Origin of the sequence: Streptomyces sp. NBC_01410 (assembly GCF_045040195.1) — a bacterium.
Classification (GTDB): domain Bacteria; phylum Actinomycetota; class Actinomycetes; order Streptomycetales; family Streptomycetaceae; genus Streptomyces.
Genome location: NZ_CP109530.1, coordinates 5,287,146 through 5,304,897 on the forward strand (window position 1 = coordinate 5,287,146; position 17,752 = coordinate 5,304,897).

A 17,752-nucleotide genomic window follows, 5' to 3' on the forward strand; every position below is an offset into this window, starting at 1 on the left:
GGGGGATCCATGACCGTGTCCGAAACCGGGGCAGCCACCGGCGCCGAGGCCCTGCGGCCGCACGCCGAGGACGCTTTCGCCGCGGAGCTCAAGGTGCTCGCAGCGGCCGACGACCGGCCGCGCCCGGTCAATTGGCGGCTGTCGCCGTGGGCCGTGTCCACCTATCTGCTCGGCGGCGCGCTCTCCGACGGGACGGTGATCACGCCCAAGTACGTGGGTCCGCGCCGGATCGTCGAGGTCGCCGTCACCACACTCGCCACCGACCGGGCGCTGCTGCTCCTCGGCGTGCCCGGCACCGCGAAGACCTGGGTCTCCGAGCATCTGGCCGCCGCCGTCAGCGGCGATTCGACACTGCTCGTGCAGGGCACGGCGGGCACACCCGAAGAGGCGATCCGCTACGGCTGGAACTACGCCCAGTTGCTCGCCCACGGCCCCAGCCGCGACGCGCTCGTGCCCAGCCCCGTCATGCGCGCCATGGCGGAGGGCATGACGGCGCGGGTCGAGGAGCTCACCCGTATCCCCGCCGACGTGCAGGACACGCTGATCACGATCCTGTCCGAGAAGACCCTGCCGATCCCGGAGTTGGGCCAGGAGGTGCAGGCCGTGCGCGGGTTCAACCTCATCGCCACCGCCAATGACCGCGACCGCGGGGTCAACGACCTGTCCAGCGCGCTGCGCCGCCGCTTCAACACCGTTGTGCTGCCGCTGCCCGCGACGCCCGAGGCCGAGGTCGACATCGTGTCGCGGCGCGTCGACCAGATCGGGCGCTCCCTCGATCTGCCGGCCGTGCCCGAGGGTCTTGAGGAGATCCGCCGGGTGGTCACCGTCTTCCGTGAGCTGCGGGACGGCGTCTCGGCGGACGGCCGCACCAAGCTCAAGTCGCCCTCGGGCACGCTCTCGACGGCCGAGGCGATCTCCGTCGTCACGGGCGGTCTCGCGCTCGCCGCGCACTTCGGCGACGGCGTGCTGCGGCCGGGCGATGTGGCGGCGGGGATCCTCGGCGCCGTCGTCCGCGACCCGGCGGCGGACCGCGTCATCTGGCAGGAGTATCTGGAGACGGTGGTGCGTGAGCGGGACGGCTGGAAGGACTTCTACCGCGCCTGCCGTGAGGTGAGCGCATGAGCGGCCCCCTGCTCCTCGGCGTCCGTCACCACGGTCCCGGCTCGGCACGGGCGGTGCGGGCCGCGCTGGACGCGGCCTCGCCCCCGGCGGTGCTGATCGAGGGACCTCCCGAGGGCGACGCGCTGCTGGCGCTGGCCGCGGACGAACAGATGCGCCCGCCGGTCGCGCTGCTCGCCCATGCTGTGGACGACCCGGGACGGGCGGCGTTCTGGCCGCTGGCCGTGTTCTCGCCGGAGTGGGTGGCGATCCGCTGGGCGCTGGAGCGGGAGGTCCCGGTGCGGTTCATCGATCTGCCGGCCGCGCATTCGCTGGCACTGGCGGCGGCGGAGGAAAAGGAGGACTCCTCGCACGCGGATCCGGACCGGGACGCGGATCAAAAGCTCCTCCCGGACGCGGTGGCCGTCGACCCCGAATGGGATGCGGTTCCGGGCGGGGAGCCGCCCGTGGTCGCGCTCGACGCCAAGTCTGTCGATCCCGAGTGGGATGCCGTTCCCGACACAGGTGTGCGGATCGATCCCATCGCCGTCCTCGCCGAGACCGCCGGGTACGACGACCCCGAGCGGTGGTGGGAGGACGTCGTCGAGCACCGCGGGTCCGGGTCCAGGGCCGGGCCGGAAGGCCGGGCGGAGGACGACCCTCGCGCGCCGTTCGCCGCGCTCGGCGAAGCTATGACCGCGCTGCGAGAGATGTACGGCCACGGCGGGCACGACCGCGACCTCGCCCGCGAGGCCCATATGCGGATCCAACTGCGCGCCGCGCTCAAGGAGTTCGGGGACGACGTCGCCGTCGTCTGCGGCGCCTGGCACGTGCCCGCGCTCGCCGTGAAGACCACCCTCGCCGCCGACAAGGCCCTTCTCAAGGGGCTGCCCAAGGTCAGGACCGAGATGACCTGGGTGCCCTGGACACACCGCAGGCTCGCCCGGCACAGCGGCTACGGCGCGGGGATCGACTCACCCGGCTGGTACGGGCACCTCTTCGGCGCCCCCGACCGGCCCGTGGAGCGCTGGATGACCAAGGTCGCCCGGCTGTTGAGGGACGAGGACCGGATGGTCTCCCCGGCCCATGTCATCGAGGCCGTCCGTCTCGCCGACACCCTTGCCGCGATGCGCGGCAGGCCGCTGGCCGGGCTGACCGAGACGACCGATGCCGTACGGGCGGTGATGTGCGACGGCTCCGACGTTCCGCTCGACCTCATCAGGGACCGGCTGATCGTCGGGGACGTCCTCGGCGAGGTGCCGGACGCCGCACCCGCCGTGCCGTTGCAGCGCGACCTGAGCCGCCTCCAGCGCAGCCTCCGCCTCAAACCGGAGGCGCTGGAGCGCGAGCTGGAGCTCGATCTGCGCAAGGAGACCGACGCGGCCAAAAGCCGCCTGCTGCACCGGCTGAAGCTGCTCGGCGTCGGCTGGGGCGAGCCCGCCACGGGCCGGGGGAGCACCGGCACCTTCCGGGAGAGCTGGCGGCTGCGCTGGGAGCCCGAGCTCTTCGTCAAGGTCGCGGAGGCCGGGGTGTGGGGGACCACCGTGCTCGCCGCGGCCACCGCGAAGGCGGAGAACCACGCTGTGGCGGCGATCGCCCTCGCCGAGGTAACCGAGCTCGCCGAGCACTGCCTGCTGGCCCAACTGCCGGAAGCACTCCCCGTCGTGATGACCGCGCTCGCCGACCGTGCCGCGCTCGACGCCGATGTCGGCCATCTCGCGCAGGCGCTCCCCGCCCTGGCCCGCTCCCTGCGGTACGGAGACGTGCGGTCGACCGACACGGCAGCACTCGGCGAGGTCGCGGCCGGGCTCGCCGAGCGCATCTGCGTCGGTCTGCCGCCCGCCTGCACCGGTCTCGACGCGGACGGCGCGGCCGAGATGCGCGGGCACCTGGACGGGGTGCACACCGCGATCGGACTGCTGCCCGCAGCGCAGGAGTTGAGCGGGCGCTGGGGGTCGGTCCTGCACCGGCTCGCGGGGCGGGACACCGTACCGGGGGTCATACGGGGCCGGGCCGCCCGGCTGCTGCTGGACGACGGCCGGCTCGAGGAGGCCGAGGCCGCGCGGCTCATGGGCCTCGCGCTCTCGCCCGGCACAGCGCCCACCGAAGCCGCCGCCTGGATCGAGGGATTCGTCGGCGGCGCCTCGGGAGGAGGGATGCTCCTGGTTCACGACGAGCGCCTGCTCGGGCTCGTCGACGCCTGGCTGACGGGAGTTCCGGCGGACGCGTTCACCGACGTCCTGCCGCTGCTGCGCCGCACGTTCTCCGCGTACGAATCAGGTGTGCGCCGCACTCTGGGCGAGCTGGTCAGGCGCGGGCCATCGGCGGCCCCCGGTGCGATACGCGCCGAGTCCACGGTCCCCGGCTTCGGCCGGGGCCTGGACGAAGAGCGTGCCGACGCGGTGCTGCCGCTCCTGCGCCTGCTGCTCGGCACCCAGGACGCCGACGACAACGACCGTGTGGACAACGACCTTGTGGGGGTGGGCCGATGAGCCACGACGACGAGCGGCTGCGGCGCTGGCGGCTGGTGCTCGGCGGCGGGTCCGCGGACGGCACCGGCTGCGCCCTCGCCGGTACGGACGCGGCGATGGACGGCGCGCTGAGCGCCCTCTACGGCAACGAGGGCGCCAGGAACGACGGCCGCGCCGGCAACCGTTCGGCAGGGCTGGGGGCGTCCGCGCCCTCCGTCGCCCGCTGGCTCGGCGACATCCGTACGTACTTCCCGAGCTCCGTCGTCCAGGTCATGCAGCGCGACGCGATCGACCGGCTCGGTCTGTCCACGCTGCTGCTCGAGCCGGAGATGCTGGAGGCCGTGGAGGCGGACGTCCATCTCGTCGGCACCCTGCTCTCGCTCAACAAGGCCATGCCCGAGACGACCAAGGAGACGGCCCGGGCCGTCGTGCGCAAGGTCGTCGACGACCTGGAGAAGCGCCTGGCCACCCGCACCCGCTCCACACTCACCGGGGCGCTCGACCGCTCGGCGAGGATCAGCCGCCCGCGCCACCGGGACATCGACTGGGACCGCACCATCCGGGCCAACCTCAAGAACTACCTTCCTGAGTTCAACACGGTCGTGCCCGAGCGGCTCATCGGATACGGGCGGGCGTCGCAGTCCGTGAAGAAGGACGTCGTCCTCTGCATCGACCAGTCGGGTTCGATGGCGGCCTCCGTCGTCTACGCCTCGGTGTTCGGCGCGGTACTGGCCTCCATGCGCTCCATCGCCACCCGCCTTGTCGTCTTCGACACAGCAGTCGTCGATCTCACCGACCAGCTCGACGATCCGGTCGACGTCCTGTTCGGCACCCAGCTCGGCGGAGGCACCGACATCAACCGGGCGCTCGCGTACTGCCAGTCGCAGATAACGCGCCCCGCCGACACCGTCGTCATACTGATCAGCGACCTCTACGAGGGCGGCATACGGGACGAGATGCTGAAGCGGGTCGCGGCGATGAAGGCGTCGGGCGTGCAGTTCGTCGCGCTGCTGGCGCTCTCCGACGAGGGGACGCCCGCGTACGACCGCGAGCACGCGGCGGCCCTCGCGGCGCTGGGCGCACCGGCGTTCGCGTGTACGCCGGATCTGTTCCCGGAGGTGATGGCGGCGGCGATCGAGAAGCGGCCGCTTCCCATACCGGACAAGTGACCCATCAGTAACAGGGGACTTGCGTGCCCCCGGGAGTCTCGTGCGAGCATCGTCCCGATCCCCGCGGAAGGTCCGCTTCCGCCGACAGGGAAGGCTCCCTCACCGTGACTGCCGCAGCTGCTCGTCCTGCTGCTGTCCTGCGCGTACTGCGCCGGGCGGCGGGCGGGCGGCGTGCGCTGCGCGTGATGCTGTTCCTCGGGGGCCTGCTGACGATCGGTCTTCTCCACGGCGGTCAGGCGCATGCGGCCGAAGTGCCGCAGCCGACGTCGGCCACCGACGCCTCGGCGATGGCGGCCGACGCCGAGGCGAACGTCGCAACATCGGTGCAGCAGGCCCCGGTACGGGAACTGCGGCGCGTGGTGCGGTCCGTCGAGCCGGTGCGCGAAGTCGCGCAGCCCGTCGTGGCCACAGTGCGGCATGTCGTACGGCCCGTGGTCCAGCAGCTCACCGAGCCGCTCGGCGGGCTGCCCGCCCAGTCGCTGCCCGAGCCCCCTCCCGTACCGCTGACACCTCCGGGCAGTGACGCGGACAAGGAGGAGGGTACGCCGCAGCTTCTCCTCGGCCGGTCCGCGGTCGTCGAGGCGGGCGGGTCGTCCGAGGCGGCGACCGTCACCACCCCGGGACAGCTCGGCAGTTACGGCACCGGCCTTGACCGTCCTCGGGTTGAAGCCCGCTCCGCGAAGCCCGTTTCGGCGCCCGCCCAAGTCCCGGGCGAGCCCTGCGACTCCACCCCCGGCGCGCTGCAGCAGTCCGCCGAGACCCACACGCCGCGTACGGGCGACCAGCATGCGGCGACGAGTGCGTACGACAGGCCGTTCGCGCTCGTACCCGGCGCGGGCGGGTCGGCGGCGGATGCGCCGACCCGTGAACGACCGCGCGACATCCTCGAATTCCCCGGCTAGGGCAGTCCTTTCCCCCGCTCAAGACCTGCCGCGCGGGGGCGGGACAGGTCTGCCCGCCAACCGGATAGTTCCGGACAGCCGAACCAATTCGAAGGATTTGACACCAGCATGCACAAGAACATTCGCCGTTCCATAGCCGTCGCCGCCACGGCCACCGGTATGTGGGCGCTCGGCACCGCCGCGGCCAGCGCCGACGAGCTGCCCGTCTCCGTGCCGCTCTCCACGCCCGACCAGGCGGCCGACGTCGTCGGCGACGTCACGGACGTCCCGTCGGAGGTCCGTTCGGAGATCCCGTCCGACGTCCAGTCCGGCGTTCAGGGCATCGACGCCGCCCGCGCCGCCGAGGGTGCCGCCTCCGACGCGCGCGCCACCGCCACGGCCGCCAACGCTCAGGGCATCGCCGAGCAGGCCCGTCAGTACGCCCAGGCCGAGCTCCCGGCGTACGAGGTCCCCGCGTACGAGGTCCCGGCCACCCCCGACGTCGCTGACGTCCAGGCCGAGATCGACTACCTCTTCGGTCCGCTTGCCGCCTTCGCGCCGCAACTCGCCGAGCAGGCCCCGGCCCAGGCCCAGTACGCGGCGCAAAGCACCGTCGTCGCCGCCACCCCGATCGCCGAGGCAGCCGCGCAGGACACCCTGCCGCCCATCGCCTCCCGGGCCGTCGACGGCGTCCTCCCGGTCGCCGGTCAGGCGGTCGGTGACGTCGGCGGGCTCGCGCAGGGCGTGGTCGGCGACGTGACGCCGTTCGCGGGCGGTGTCGTCTCCGAGGTCCAGCCGTTCGCCGGTGGCGTGGTCTCCGAGGTCCAGCCCTTCGCGGGCGGCGTCGTCGGCGCGGTCACGCCGCTCGTCGACACCGTCGTCGGCCAGGTCCAGCCCGTCGCGTACGGGGTCGGTGGCAGCGCGGGCACACTCGCGCAGGGCGTCGTCGGTGACGTCGCCCCGTTCGCGGGCGGTGTGGTCTCCGAGGTCCGGCCGTTCGCGCAGGACGTCTACGGCACGGCCGACTCGACCCAGCTCACCGGCAACGCCGTGTCCGGCGCCCAGGGGCTGGCCACCACGGTCACCCCGGGTTACGCCTCGCACCTGACCCAGGGCATCTGAGGCGGCAGCACTGTCCGGCTGGCGGGCCGGATTTTCCACGGGCGGTCCTCATTGGGGTGGGGACCGCCCGTTTCCTTAGGTGTAGCCCCTGTTCGGCGCGCCCACCCGTGCGATCTGTGACCGTAATCACCGCTCAGGTGTGATCTGCGATTTAGGGACCCCGGTCCGGCGGGGATAACCTGCGAGACGGACATGCCGCGTACTCGGCCACCGTGTACGCCTCCCTTGTGACAGCGCAGTCACGTTGCCCTTCGCGGCACGCCCACGCAGACAACGAACCGCGATCAGTAGAAAAGGGACGGACGCGCGTGGACCTGTTCGAGTACCAGGCGAGGGACCTCTTCGCCAAGCACGGTGTACCGGTGCTGGCCGGTGAAGTCATCGACACGCCTGAGGCGGCGCGCGAGGTGACCGAGCGTCTGGGCGGCCGGTCGGTCGTCAAGGCGCAGGTGAAGGTCGGCGGCCGCGGCAAGGCCGGCGGCGTGAAGCTGGCCTCCGACCCGGACGACGCCGTCGAGAAGGCCGGTCAGATCCTCGGCATGGACATCAAGGGCCACACGGTCCACAAGGTCATGCTCGCGGAGACGGCGCCGGAGATCGCCGAGGAGTACTACGTTTCGTACCTCCTCGACCGCACCAACCGCACGTTCCTCGCCATGGCCTCCGTCCAGGGCGGCGTGGAGATCGAGGTCGTCGCGGAGGAGAACCCCGAGGCCCTCGCGAAGATCCCCGTCAACGCCAACGAGGGCGTCGACCTGGAGAAGGCCCGTGAGATCGTCGCGGCCGCGAAGTTCCCGGCCGATGTCGCCGACCAGGTCGCCGACATCCTCGTGACCCTGTGGAAGACCTTCATCGAAGAGGACGCCCTCCTCGTCGAGGTCAACCCGCTGGCCAAGGTCGCCGACGGCCGCGTCATCGCTCTGGACGGCAAGGTCTCGCTCGACGAGAACGCCGACTTCCGCCAGCCGGAGCACGCGGCGTTCGAGGACAAGGACGCAGCCAACCCGCTCGAGGCTGCCGCCAAGGCCAAGAACCTCAACTACGTCAAGCTCGACGGCGAGGTCGGCATCATCGGCAACGGCGCGGGTCTGGTCATGTCGACCCTCGACGTCGTCGCGTACGCCGGTGAGAACCACGGCGGCGTGAAGCCCGCCAACTTCCTCGACATCGGCGGCGGCGCCTCTGCCGAGGTCATGGCGAACGGCCTCGAGATCATCCTCGGCGACCCGGACGTCCGGTCCGTGTTCGTCAACGTCTTCGGCGGCATCACCGCCTGCGACGAGGTCGCCAAGGGCATCGTCCAGGCCCTGGAGCTGCTCAAGACCAAGGGCGAGGCAGTCACCAAGCCGCTGGTCGTGCGCCTCGACGGCAACAACGCGGAGCTGGGTCGCCAGATCCTGTCCGACGCCAACCACCCGCTCGTGCAGCGCGTGGACACCATGGACGGCGCGGCCGACAAGGCCGCCGAGCTCGCGGCCGCGAAGTAAGGGAAATCAGACCACCATGGCTATCTTCCTCACCAAGGACAGCAAGGTCATCGTCCAGGGGATGACCGGCTCCACCGGCATGAAGCACACCAAGCTCATGCTGGCCGACGGCACCAACATCGTCGGTGGCGTGAACCCCCGCAAGGCGGGCACCAGCGTCGACTTCGACGGCACCGAGGTGCCGGTCTTCGGCTCGGTCGCCGAGGCGATGGAGAAGACCGGGGCCGACGTCTCCGTCCTCTTCGTGCCGCCGGCATTCGCCAAGGCCGCCGTCGTCGAGGCGATCGACGCCGAGATCCCGCTGGCCGTCGTCATCACCGAGGGCATCGCGGTGCACGACTCCGCCGCGTTCTGGTCGTACGCCGTCAGCAAGGGCAACAAGACGCGGATCATCGGTCCGAACTGCCCCGGCCTGATCACTCCCGGCCAGTCCAACGCCGGCATCATCCCGGGCGACATCACCAAGCCCGGCCGCATCGGTCTCGTGTCCAAGTCCGGCACGCTGACCTACCAGATGATGTACGAGCTCCGTGACATCGGCTTCTCCTCCGCCGTCGGCATCGGTGGCGACCCGGTCATCGGTACGACGCACATCGACGCCCTCGCGGCGTTCGAGGCCGACCCGGAGACCGAGCTGATCGTGATGATCGGCGAGATCGGCGGCGACGCCGAGGAGCGTGCGGCGGACTTCATCGCGAAGAACGTCTCCAAGCCGGTCGTCGGCTACGTCGCAGGCTTCACCGCGCCCGAGGGCAAGACCATGGGCCACGCCGGCGCCATCGTGTCCGGCTCCTCCGGCACGGCCGCGGCGAAGCAGGAGGCCCTCGAGGCCGCGGGCGTCAAGGTCGGCAAGACGCCGACCGAGACGGCCAAGCTGGCGCGCGCCATTCTGGCCGGCTGACCTTCGCAGTACGCACGTGTGGGCCCGCACCTCTCAACGAGGTGCGGGCCCACACGCGTTCCTGGGCCCGCCGGCTCAGCGATCTTGCGGTACGAGCCGTTCCGGGCCGTGCGCCGGCTCGGAGAGCAGCCTCGCGCGCAGCTTCTTGTCCTTCGGGGTCAGCTTCTGCGGTCCTTTGTGCGGCGGTACGCCCTCGACCTGCCGGCCGGGGGAGACCGGCGGCTCGTACCGGGTCGGCGCGTTGAGCATCGTCAGAGCGGTGACACCGACGATCAGGGTGGTGACGGTGACAGCGACCCGCGTCCAGTACCGGGCCCGGCGCTCGCTGCCCGTCCGTACCGCCTGGGCGGGCATCAGCCGGGGCGCCGGACAGGAGTTGGCGAGTGCCGTGAGCCGGTCGTGGAGTGTGTCCGGCGCGTCGAGTCCGGGCACCCGCTCGGCCAGCGCGGCGCGCGCGTGCAGCACCCGGCTCGCCGCGGCGGGCGTGCTCGCCTCCGTCTCGGCGGCCGTGTCGGGCAGATCGAGGCCCACGCCGTCGTAGAGCAGCAGGGTCCGGCGGTAGTGCGGGGGCAGTTCGAGGAGTGCGTCCAGCAGTTCGCGGCGGTCCTGCTCGGCGGGCGGGGCGTCGGGGTGGCGGTGTACGCGCCGCATTCGCTGCCAGGGAGACATGGCGTGCTCGTACGCGGCGGCCCGCACCCAGCCGGGCGGGTCCCCGTCGACCGCGACCTCGGGCCAGCGCTCCCAGGCGAGGTGGAAGGCGCGCTCGACGGCCTCGTGGGAGAGCCTGCTACGGCCGGTGAGCAGGTAGGCCTGGCGTACGAGCGCGGGGGCGGCGTAGGCGTAGAGGGCGTCGAAGGCCTCGGCCGGGGTTGGGGCCGGGGGTTCGGGCGGTGTCAGGGGCGGGGTGGACTGCGGTGCGCCGGGGGGCGGCGGGGCCGGGTGGGCGGGGAGCGTGGGGGGCTTGGCCGCGCGCTTGGCGGCGGGCTTCGGCCGGGTGGTGGCGTGAGCCTCCTTGGGCTGGGGCTGGGGCTGGGGCTTGGGCTTGGGCTTGGGTGCCGGTTCAGGGTCCGGTGTACGGGGCGACTCCTCGGGTCCCGCATCCGCGAGGAGCTGCGCGTACAGCTTGAGCTTGCGTCCCCGGGGGCTGCTCCGCCCGGTCTCCCAGTTCCTGACCGTCGCCCGTGTGACGCCGACCGCTGCCGCCACCTGCTCCTCGCTCAGGGACATCGCCTCGCGCAGCCTGCGCCGTTCCTTGGGGGAGGGCAGGGAGTCGGACGCAGAGTGGCGGGTGCTCTCAACCATGAGAGGCTCCCCGCAGCGCTGCACCAGGCGAAAAGTACATAAACGTATCTTGAGCGACACAGCGGGCATTCGCCTGTTACATGGATAAACCGCGTGTCGTTGGCAGCATGGCCGCGTGACGCAGATGACTGAGCCCAGCCCGTTGCTGTCGCAGGCCCCGGCCGTCGTCCAGGGGGGCCGGGCGCCCGCGCTGGCCGCGGCCCTCGTACGCGGGGTGACCGCCGCAGGGCTCGGGCTCGGCGCGCTCGCCGCCCTCGTGATGATGCTGTGGATCAGCTCCCCCTACCCGGACAGGGGTCCCGGCGGGGCACTGCACGTCGCCGCGGGGCTGTGGCTGCTGGCGCACGGCACCGAGCTCGTACGCGCCGACACGCTCTCCGGGAACCCGGCGCCGGTCGGCGTCGTACCGCTGCTCCTCATCGCCCTGCCCGCGCTGCTCACGCACCGGGCCGCACGCGAAGCGCTCGAACCGGACGAGGGGCGGCCGCGGGCTTCGGCGCGGGGGGTGCTGTGCGCGGTGACCGCGGGATATCTGCTGGTCGGCGGGGCCGTGGTCGTCTATGCGACGCGCGGTCCGCTGGCCGCCGACCCGCTGAGCGCACTCCTCCATCTGCCGCTGGTGGCCGGGGGCTCCGCGGCGGCCGGGGTGTGGAACGCGAGCGGGTGGCCGCTCGGGCCGCTGCCCGCGTGGCTGCCCGAGCGGGTACGGGCCGAGCTCGCCCGTACCCGGAACACCGTCGCCGCGCGGTCCGCGACGGCGGGGGCGCTTGCGTTGCTGGGGGGTGGGGCGCTGCTGGTCGCGGTGTCACTGGTGTGGCACGCGGACGCGACGCAGGACTCGTTCCTGCACCTCGCGGACGAGTGGTCGGGACGGCTCGCGCTGCTGCTGCTGGGGCTTGCGCTGGTGCCGAACGCGGCGGTGTGGGGGGCGGCGTACGGTCTCGGCCCGGGCTTCGCACTCGGTACGGGCGCCATGGCGACGCCGCTCGCGCTCACCGGCGACCCGGCACTGCCGCACTTCCCGCTGCTGTCCGCGGTCCCGGCGGAGGGGCGCGGGACCCCGCCGAACTGGGCGGTGGTGGTCGTGCCGGTGGTGGCGGGGATGGTGATCGCCTGGTTCACGGTACGGAGAGACGCGGTGTCGGGCGTCCGCGAGACCGCGCTCGCGGCGCTGCTGGGCGCGGTGGGCTGCGGGCTCCTCACCACAGTGCTCGCGGCGGCGGCGGGCGGCCCGATGGGCACGGGCAGGCTGGCGGTGTTCGGCCCGGTGTGGTGGCTGACGGGCGCGGCGGCGACGGTCTGGACGGCGGCGGTGGGGGTGCCGGGGGCGCTGGGGGTACGGGCGTGGCGGATGCGGGGGGTGGGGGTTGTGGCCGAGCCTGCTTTGCCGTCGGCGTCGGCGTCGGCGTCGGAGGAGGCGGAGGAGGCAGAGGGGTACGACTTCCTGCCGGTGGTGGCGCTGGAGGAGGCGTCGGGGGGCCTGATGGCGGAGTTCCCGCCGGCGCCGGTTGCGGCGGAGCCACCGGCACCGGAGGAGCCCGAGCCGTCGGTGCCGCTGGTTGCGGCGGAGCCGGAGGGTGAGCCACCCGCACCGGAAGAGCCCGGGTCGTCGGCGCCGCTCGTTGCGGCGGAGCCGGATGGAGAGCCACCGGCACCGGAAGAGCCCAGGCCGTCGGCGGCACCGTAGGAGGGTTTTTCCCCAGCCCCGCCCCTTCCCGAAACTGGGGGCCCGGCCCCCAGACCCCCGGGGAGGCGGCAGCTTCGCGCCGCGGGCCGGGCACGGGGCAGGCCCCCCGGCCCGGGTGCGCGGCAGCTCGCGCCGCAGGGGAACGTCGGAGAGGCCGGCAGACCTGTCTGGTGGGGCAGTAGTGGGCCGCAGGCGGACGGACTGGCCCCTGGCCCCGGGGTGTGCGGCAGCTTCGCGCCGCGAGGGGCCGTGGGCGGGCCCGCAGACCTGTCTGGGGGTGGCCGCAGGTGGGCACGGGGGCAGGCCTCCGGCCGCCGGTGAGCGGCAGCTCGCGCCGCAGGGGACGTCGGCCAGACTGCCGTACCCGGGCAGCCCCCCGGCCCGGGGGCGCGGCAGCTTCGCGTTGCAAGGTGCGTGGGCGGGGCCAGCACACCTGTCTGGGGTGGGGCGCAGGCGGGCGCGGCGGCAGCCCCCGGCCCCGGGTGTGCGGCAGCTTCGCGCCGCAAGGGAACGTCGGCCCGACTGCCGCACCCGGATGGGCACCCGGGCAAGCCCCGGCCGTCACGATGGGGCGGGAGCGGCATCGCCGCCGCGTTCAGTGGGCCGGGGCTACTCCTTGACGCCGATCACTCCGCGCAGCGGGTCCGGCAGCAAGTCGTTGCAGGCCAGTTGGCCCGACTTCGTCAGGGCGTCGTTCACGCACGTGTAGTAGTCGCGGTACACCAGCTGCGCCGTGAACGACGCCGCCACGATCACCAGCGCGATGCTCGCCATCACCAGGCCGCTCACCGCCGCCGTCAGCTGGGGCTTATTCGGGGGCGTCGGCGGCGTCGGGGGCGGGGGAGGGGACGTCGGGTCCACCGGGCGGCGCTGGGGCTTGGCGCGCAGGGAGCTGATGCTCCAGTACAGCGCCAGCGCACCCAGCAGCAGCGCGATCTCCGGGAGGTCGAACAGCGCGAAGAAGAACGCCCACATGCCCGACAGCAGCGCATACCGAGCCCGCCGCTGGGCCGGGTCCGTCGGGTCCCACTTCAGGCCGCCGGGCGAGCCGCCGTCCTTGCCCTGGCGGTCTCCGCCGTTCTGGCCGTTCTCACCGTTCTGGCCGCCGGGGCGGCCGCCGAAGCCGCCGCCCGACGAGCGGCCCGGCTGGCGGCTGCTCCACTGGCTGCCCCAGGCCGGGCGCTCGCCCTGGTCGCCCGAGGAGTCCGACGGGCCGGACGAGCCGGACGACGGATCGTCGGAGTTGCCGTCGTTCGCAGGGTGGCGCGGCTGCCAGGGCTGGTCCGGCCGGCCCTCCGGCGGCGGCGCGAAGGGATTGTTGTCATCCGTGGACTGGCGCTCCCGCGGCAACAGGAGGTCCGTACGGCGGCGTCGGTCCGGCATCTGGTGAACGTCTTCCCCTCAGACCCAGCGCGCATGGGGTCTTGTGTCGTCGTGCCCGTCGGGGGACGGGCCTGTCCCCAGACGCTACCTCTCGGCCACGCCCCCGTCCCGTGGGGGCCGTTCTGTGTGCCGGTATCGTTGCTGACGGTCGGCCCCTTCGTAGAGTTCCCCGTATCGCGGGGCGCGACGGGTTTGTAGGACCACACAAACGCCGAACAGCCAGCGAACAGCAAGCACGCGAGAAAGAGACCCGCCGTGGCCTCCCCGCCCCACTCCGCCCGCCCGGCCCGCCTCGTGGTCCTGGTCTCCGGATCCGGTACGAATCTGCAGGCTCTGCTCGACGCCATCGACGACGATCCGCAGGGCTTCGGCGCCCGTATCGTCGCCGTCGGGGCAGACCGGGACGCGATCGCGGGTCTCGAGCGCGCCGAGCGCGCCGGGCTGCCCACTTTCGTGTGCAAGGTGAAGGACTACGAGACCCGCGAGGCGTGGGATCTCGCGCTCGCCGAGGCCACCGCCGCGTACGAACCGGACCTGGTCGTCTCGGCCGGTTTCATGAAGATCGTGGGCAAGGAATTCCTCGCCCGCTTCGGCGGACGGTTCGTGAACACGCATCCCGCCCTGCTGCCCAGCTTCCCCGGAGCCCACGGCGTGCGTGACGCGCTCGCGTACGGCGCGAAGGTCACCGGGTGCACCGTCCACTTCGTCGACGACGGCGTCGACACCGGACCGATCATCGCGCAGGGCGTGGTCGAGGTCCGGGACAAGGACGACGAAGCCGCTCTTCACGAGCGCATCAAGGAAGTCGAGCGTCAGCTGCTCGTCGAGGTCGTGGGGCGTCTGGCCCGTAACGGCTACCGCATTGAGGGACGAAAGGTTCATGTCGGTGAATAAGCCCATCCGTCGCGCGCTGGTGAGTGTCTACGACAAGACAGGGCTGGAGGAGCTCGCCCGCGGGCTCCACGAGGCCGGCGTCGAGCTGGTCTCCACCGGTTCCACCGCCGCGAAGATCGCCGCGGCCGGGGTGCCGGTCACCAGGGTCGAGGAGCTCACCGGCTTCCCCGAGTGCCTGGACGGCCGGGTCAAGACGCTGCACCCGCGCGTGCACGCCGGGATCCTCGCCGATCTGCGCCTCGAGTCGCACCGCGAGCAGCTCGCCGAGCTCGGCGTCGAGCCCTTCGACCTGGTGGTCGTGAACCTGTACCCCTTCCGGGAGACCGTCGCTTCGGGCGCCACCCCGGACGAGTGCGTCGAGCAGATCGACATCGGCGGCCCGTCGATGGTCCGCGCCGCCGCCAAGAACCACCCGTCCGTCGCGGTCGTCACCAGCCCCGCGCGGTACAAGGACGTTCTCGCCGCGGTGAAGGAGGGCGGCTTCGACCTGGCCGCCCGCAAGCGCCTGGCCGCCGAGGCCTTCCAGCACACCGCCGCGTACGACGTGGCCGTCGCCTCCTGGTTCGCGAGTTCGTACGCCCCGGCCGACGAGTCGGGCTTCCCCGACTTCCTCGGTGGCACCTGGGAGCGCGAGAACGTCCTGCGCTACGGCGAGAACCCGCACCAGGGCGCCGCGCTGTACGTCAACGGCAACGGTGGCCTCGCCGAGGCCGAGCAGCTGCACGGCAAGGAGATGTCGTACAACAACTACACGGACACTGACGCCGCCCGCCGTGCCGCGTACGACCACACCGAGCCGTGCGTCGCGATCATCAAGCACGCAAACCCGTGCGGTATCGCGGTCGGCGCGGACGTCGCCGAGGCGCACCGCAAGGCGCACGCCTGCGACCCGCTGTCCGCGTTCGGCGGAGTGATCGCGGTCAACCGCCCGGTCTCCAAGGAGATGGCGGAGCAGGTCGCCGAGATCTTCACCGAGGTCATCGTCGCCCCCGGCTACGAGGACGGCGCGGTCGAGATCCTCGCCCGCAAGAAGAACATCCGCGTGCTGCGCGCCGAGGGCGCCCCGGCCAACCCGGTCGAGCTCAAGCCGATCGACGGCGGCGCGCTGCTCCAGGTCACCGACCGCCTCCAGGCCGACGGCGACGACCCGGCGAACTGGACGCTCGCGACCGGCGAGGCGCTGACCGCCGGCGAGCTGGCCGAGCTCGCCTTCGCGTGGCGGGCCTGCCGCGCGGTGAAGTCCAACGCGATCCTGCTCGCGAAGGGCGGTGCGTCGGTCGGCGTCGGCATGGGCCAGGTCAACCGCGTCGACTCGGCGAAGCTCGCGGTCGAACGCGCCGGCGAGGAGCGGGCGCAGGGCTCGTACGCGGCCTCGGACGCGTTCTTCCCGTTCCCTGACGGCCTGGAGATCCTGACCGCGGCGGGCGTCAAGGCCGTGGTGCAGCCGGGCGGTTCGGTACGGGACGAGCTGGTGGTCGAGGCGGCGAAGAAGGCGGGCGTGACGATGTACTTCACGGCCACGCGGCACTTCTTTCACTGACCCGACTTCATCCGACCTGAACGGCAGAAGGCCGTAAACCCCGCCCGCCGGCGGGGTTTACGGCCTTCGTGCTGTCGAAAGGCTCAGCGCTGCGCGCGGTTGAACCACTCGCCGCCGTCGGACTTGCCGACGAACACGGTGATGAGGATCGCGAGAACGGTGTGGACAAGGCCCACGACGACGAACGGGTAGATGCCCAGGACCGCCGTGATGATGCCGAAGACCATCGCGGTGATGCGGATGCCGTTGCCGCCGCTGCTGAACTTGACGCCGAGCACGATCGCGAGGATGCCCCAGGCCAGGATCAGGAAGGCGATGGCCCACACCGCGCCGACCGAGAAGTCGGCGAGCTGCTGGAACTGGACGTCGTCCTTGAGGGCCGGGTCGTCCTTGGCCTTGGCGACGCCGATGGCACCCAGCGCGCCGAAGATCGCGCCGATCACCTGGAAGCCCGCGATGATGAAGAGCATCACGCGGGCCGCCTTCACCCCGCCCGGCATCTCCGTGGGGCCGCCCGCGAAGCCGCCGCCGTACGGCGTGACCGGCGGGGCCTGCGGGTAGCCGTAACCGGGCTGACCCTGCGGCTGGGGCTGGCCGTATCCCGGCTGGCCGCCCTGGGGCTGGCCGTAGCCCGGCTGACCGCCCTGAGGCTGGCCGTACGGGTTGTTCGGGTCGCCGAAGCTCATGGGGGGATTCCTCCGTTGAAAGTGCGGGGACGATGCGGTCCGAGCGGAGGAACTTCACAAGATCAGCGGTTTGCCCCCCAACACTGCCGCGGTACTGCGCGGATCATCGTGGTATTAACGTCGACTTTTTGTCCAGTCGGTATCCGTATGTGTTGTGCAAGTGCAACCTCCCCTTCGGTTTGCCGGGGCAGGAGGGGCGCGTGCGGCCACCGGAACGAGGGCCGAATTGGAACCGGGGCGGGTCCATCCGCGAGGATGGGTCCATGACTGCCCAGATTCTCGATGGCAAGGCCACCGCAGCCGCGATCAAGTCCGACCTGACCGCCCGCGTGGCGGCCCTCAAGGAGCGGGGCATCACCCCCGGCCTCGGGACGCTGCTGGTCGGGGACGACCCCGGCAGCCGGTGGTACGTCAACGGCAAGCACCGCGACTGCGCGCAGGTCGGCATCGCCTCCATCCAGCGCGAACTGCCGGACACCGCCTCGCAGGAAGAGATCGAGGCGGTCGTCCGCGAGCTCAACGACGACCCCGAGTGCACCGGCTACATCGTCCAGCTCCCGCTGCCCAAGCACATCGACACCAACAAGGTGCTCGAGCTGATGGACCCGGCCAAGGACGCGGACGGGCTGCACCCGATGAGCCTCGGGCGCCTCGTGCTGGGCATCGAGGGGCCGCTGCCGTGCACTCCGAACGGCATCATCCAGCTGCTCCGCCACCACGGCGTCGAGATCAAGGGCGCGCACATCGTGGTCCTGGGCCGCGGTATCACCGTGGGCCGCTCCCTGCCGCTGATGCTCACCCGCAAGTCCGAGAACGCGACGGTGACGCAGTGCCACACCGGCACGCGTGATCTGCCGATGCATCTGCGGCAGGCCGACATCATCGTGTCGGCGGCCGGTGTGCAGCACATCATCAGGCCCGAGGACGTCAAGCCGGGGGCCGCGGTCCTCGACGTCGGCGTCAGCCGTGACGCGGAGGGCAAGATCGCCGGAGACGTCCACCCGGGCGTCGCGGAGGTGGCGGGCTGGATCTCGCCGAACCCGGGCGGCGTGGGCCCGATGACCCGCGCGCAGCTGCTGGTCAATGTCGTCGAGGCGGCCGAGCGCGCGACTGTCGCTGCCGAGGGCTGAG

At 72.2% G+C, this 17,752-nt stretch carries 14 protein-coding genes; 11 read left to right on the forward strand and 3 right to left on the reverse strand.

The features are described 5' to 3' along the window. The first annotated feature begins 9 nt into the window (after positions 1-9). From OG741_RS24455 to sucD, 7 genes are all read left to right on the forward strand, one after another. Entirely contained in the window at positions 10-1,122 is a 1,113-nt protein-coding gene (locus tag OG741_RS24455; protein ID WP_405601238.1) for an AAA family ATPase, read from the forward strand. Next, complete coding sequence (locus OG741_RS24460; RefSeq protein WP_405601241.1) at positions 1,119-3,590, forward strand: DUF5682 family protein; 2,472 nt, start codon at positions 1,119-1,121, stop codon at positions 3,588-3,590. The genes OG741_RS24455 and OG741_RS24460 overlap by 4 nt, the downstream gene beginning before the upstream one ends. Next, the gene (locus tag OG741_RS24465; protein WP_405601243.1) at positions 3,587-4,738 is read left to right on the forward strand and encodes a VWA domain-containing protein; all 1,152 of its coding nucleotides are present in this window, start codon (positions 3,587-3,589) and stop codon (positions 4,736-4,738) included. The genes OG741_RS24460 and OG741_RS24465 overlap by 4 nt, the downstream gene beginning before the upstream one ends. A 104-nt stretch (positions 4,739-4,842) precedes the next feature. After that, positions 4,843-5,640 (forward strand): hypothetical protein, encoded by a 798-nt coding sequence (locus tag OG741_RS24470; RefSeq protein ID WP_405601245.1) that lies wholly within the window; start codon positions 4,843-4,845, stop codon positions 5,638-5,640. A gap of 108 nt (positions 5,641-5,748) precedes the next feature. Further along, the gene (locus tag OG741_RS24475) at positions 5,749-6,741 is read left to right on the forward strand and encodes a hypothetical protein (RefSeq protein WP_405601247.1); all 993 of its coding nucleotides are present in this window, start codon (positions 5,749-5,751) and stop codon (positions 6,739-6,741) included. Between the two features lie 308 nt (positions 6,742-7,049). Next, positions 7,050-8,228: an ADP-forming succinate--CoA ligase subunit beta gene (sucC, locus tag OG741_RS24480; RefSeq protein WP_266486713.1), complete on the forward strand. Its 1,179-nt coding sequence runs from the start codon at positions 7,050-7,052 to the stop codon at positions 8,226-8,228. A 16-nt stretch (positions 8,229-8,244) separates the two neighbouring features. Then, positions 8,245-9,129: a succinate--CoA ligase subunit alpha gene (gene sucD / locus OG741_RS24485; protein ID WP_266486715.1), complete on the forward strand. Its 885-nt coding sequence runs from the start codon at positions 8,245-8,247 to the stop codon at positions 9,127-9,129. Between the two features lie 75 nt (positions 9,130-9,204). Here sucD and OG741_RS24490 read toward each other — a convergent pair whose 3' ends face one another. Then, positions 9,205-10,431: a helix-turn-helix domain-containing protein gene (locus tag OG741_RS24490; RefSeq protein ID WP_405601251.1), complete on the reverse strand. Its 1,227-nt coding sequence runs from the start codon at positions 10,429-10,431 to the stop codon at positions 9,205-9,207. A gap of 124 nt (positions 10,432-10,555) precedes the next feature. On the opposite strand from OG741_RS24490, the gene OG741_RS24495 reads away from it, so the two are divergent. After that, positions 10,556-12,118 (forward strand): DUF6350 family protein, encoded by a 1,563-nt coding sequence (locus OG741_RS24495; RefSeq protein ID WP_405605743.1) that lies wholly within the window; start codon positions 10,556-10,558, stop codon positions 12,116-12,118. Between the two features lie 609 nt (positions 12,119-12,727). Here the strand turns inward: OG741_RS24495 and OG741_RS24500 are convergent. Further along, positions 12,728-13,501 (reverse strand): hypothetical protein, encoded by a 774-nt coding sequence (locus OG741_RS24500; RefSeq protein ID WP_405601253.1) that lies wholly within the window; start codon positions 13,499-13,501, stop codon positions 12,728-12,730. A 255-nt stretch (positions 13,502-13,756) separates the two neighbouring features. Between OG741_RS24500 and purN the strand changes: the two genes are divergently transcribed. Both purN and purH read left to right on the forward strand, forming a co-directional pair. Continuing rightward, a complete protein-coding gene (purN, locus tag OG741_RS24505; RefSeq protein ID WP_361912407.1) occupies positions 13,757-14,395 on the forward strand; it encodes a phosphoribosylglycinamide formyltransferase in 639 nt (212 codons plus the stop codon). Continuing rightward, complete coding sequence (purH, locus tag OG741_RS24510) at positions 14,382-15,935, forward strand: bifunctional phosphoribosylaminoimidazolecarboxamide formyltransferase/IMP cyclohydrolase (RefSeq protein WP_405601255.1); 1,554 nt, start codon at positions 14,382-14,384, stop codon at positions 15,933-15,935. Before purN ends, purH begins: the two co-directional genes overlap by 14 nt. Positions 15,936-16,018: 83 nt before the next feature. Here purH and OG741_RS24515 read toward each other — a convergent pair whose 3' ends face one another. Further along, entirely contained in the window at positions 16,019-16,621 is a 603-nt protein-coding gene (locus tag OG741_RS24515) for a hypothetical protein (protein ID WP_405601258.1), read from the reverse strand. 263 nt (positions 16,622-16,884) lie between these two features. On the opposite strand from OG741_RS24515, the gene OG741_RS24520 reads away from it, so the two are divergent. Next, the gene (locus OG741_RS24520; protein ID WP_405601260.1) at positions 16,885-17,751 is read left to right on the forward strand and encodes a bifunctional methylenetetrahydrofolate dehydrogenase/methenyltetrahydrofolate cyclohydrolase; all 867 of its coding nucleotides are present in this window, start codon (positions 16,885-16,887) and stop codon (positions 17,749-17,751) included. Position 17,752 lies beyond the last annotated feature (1 nt).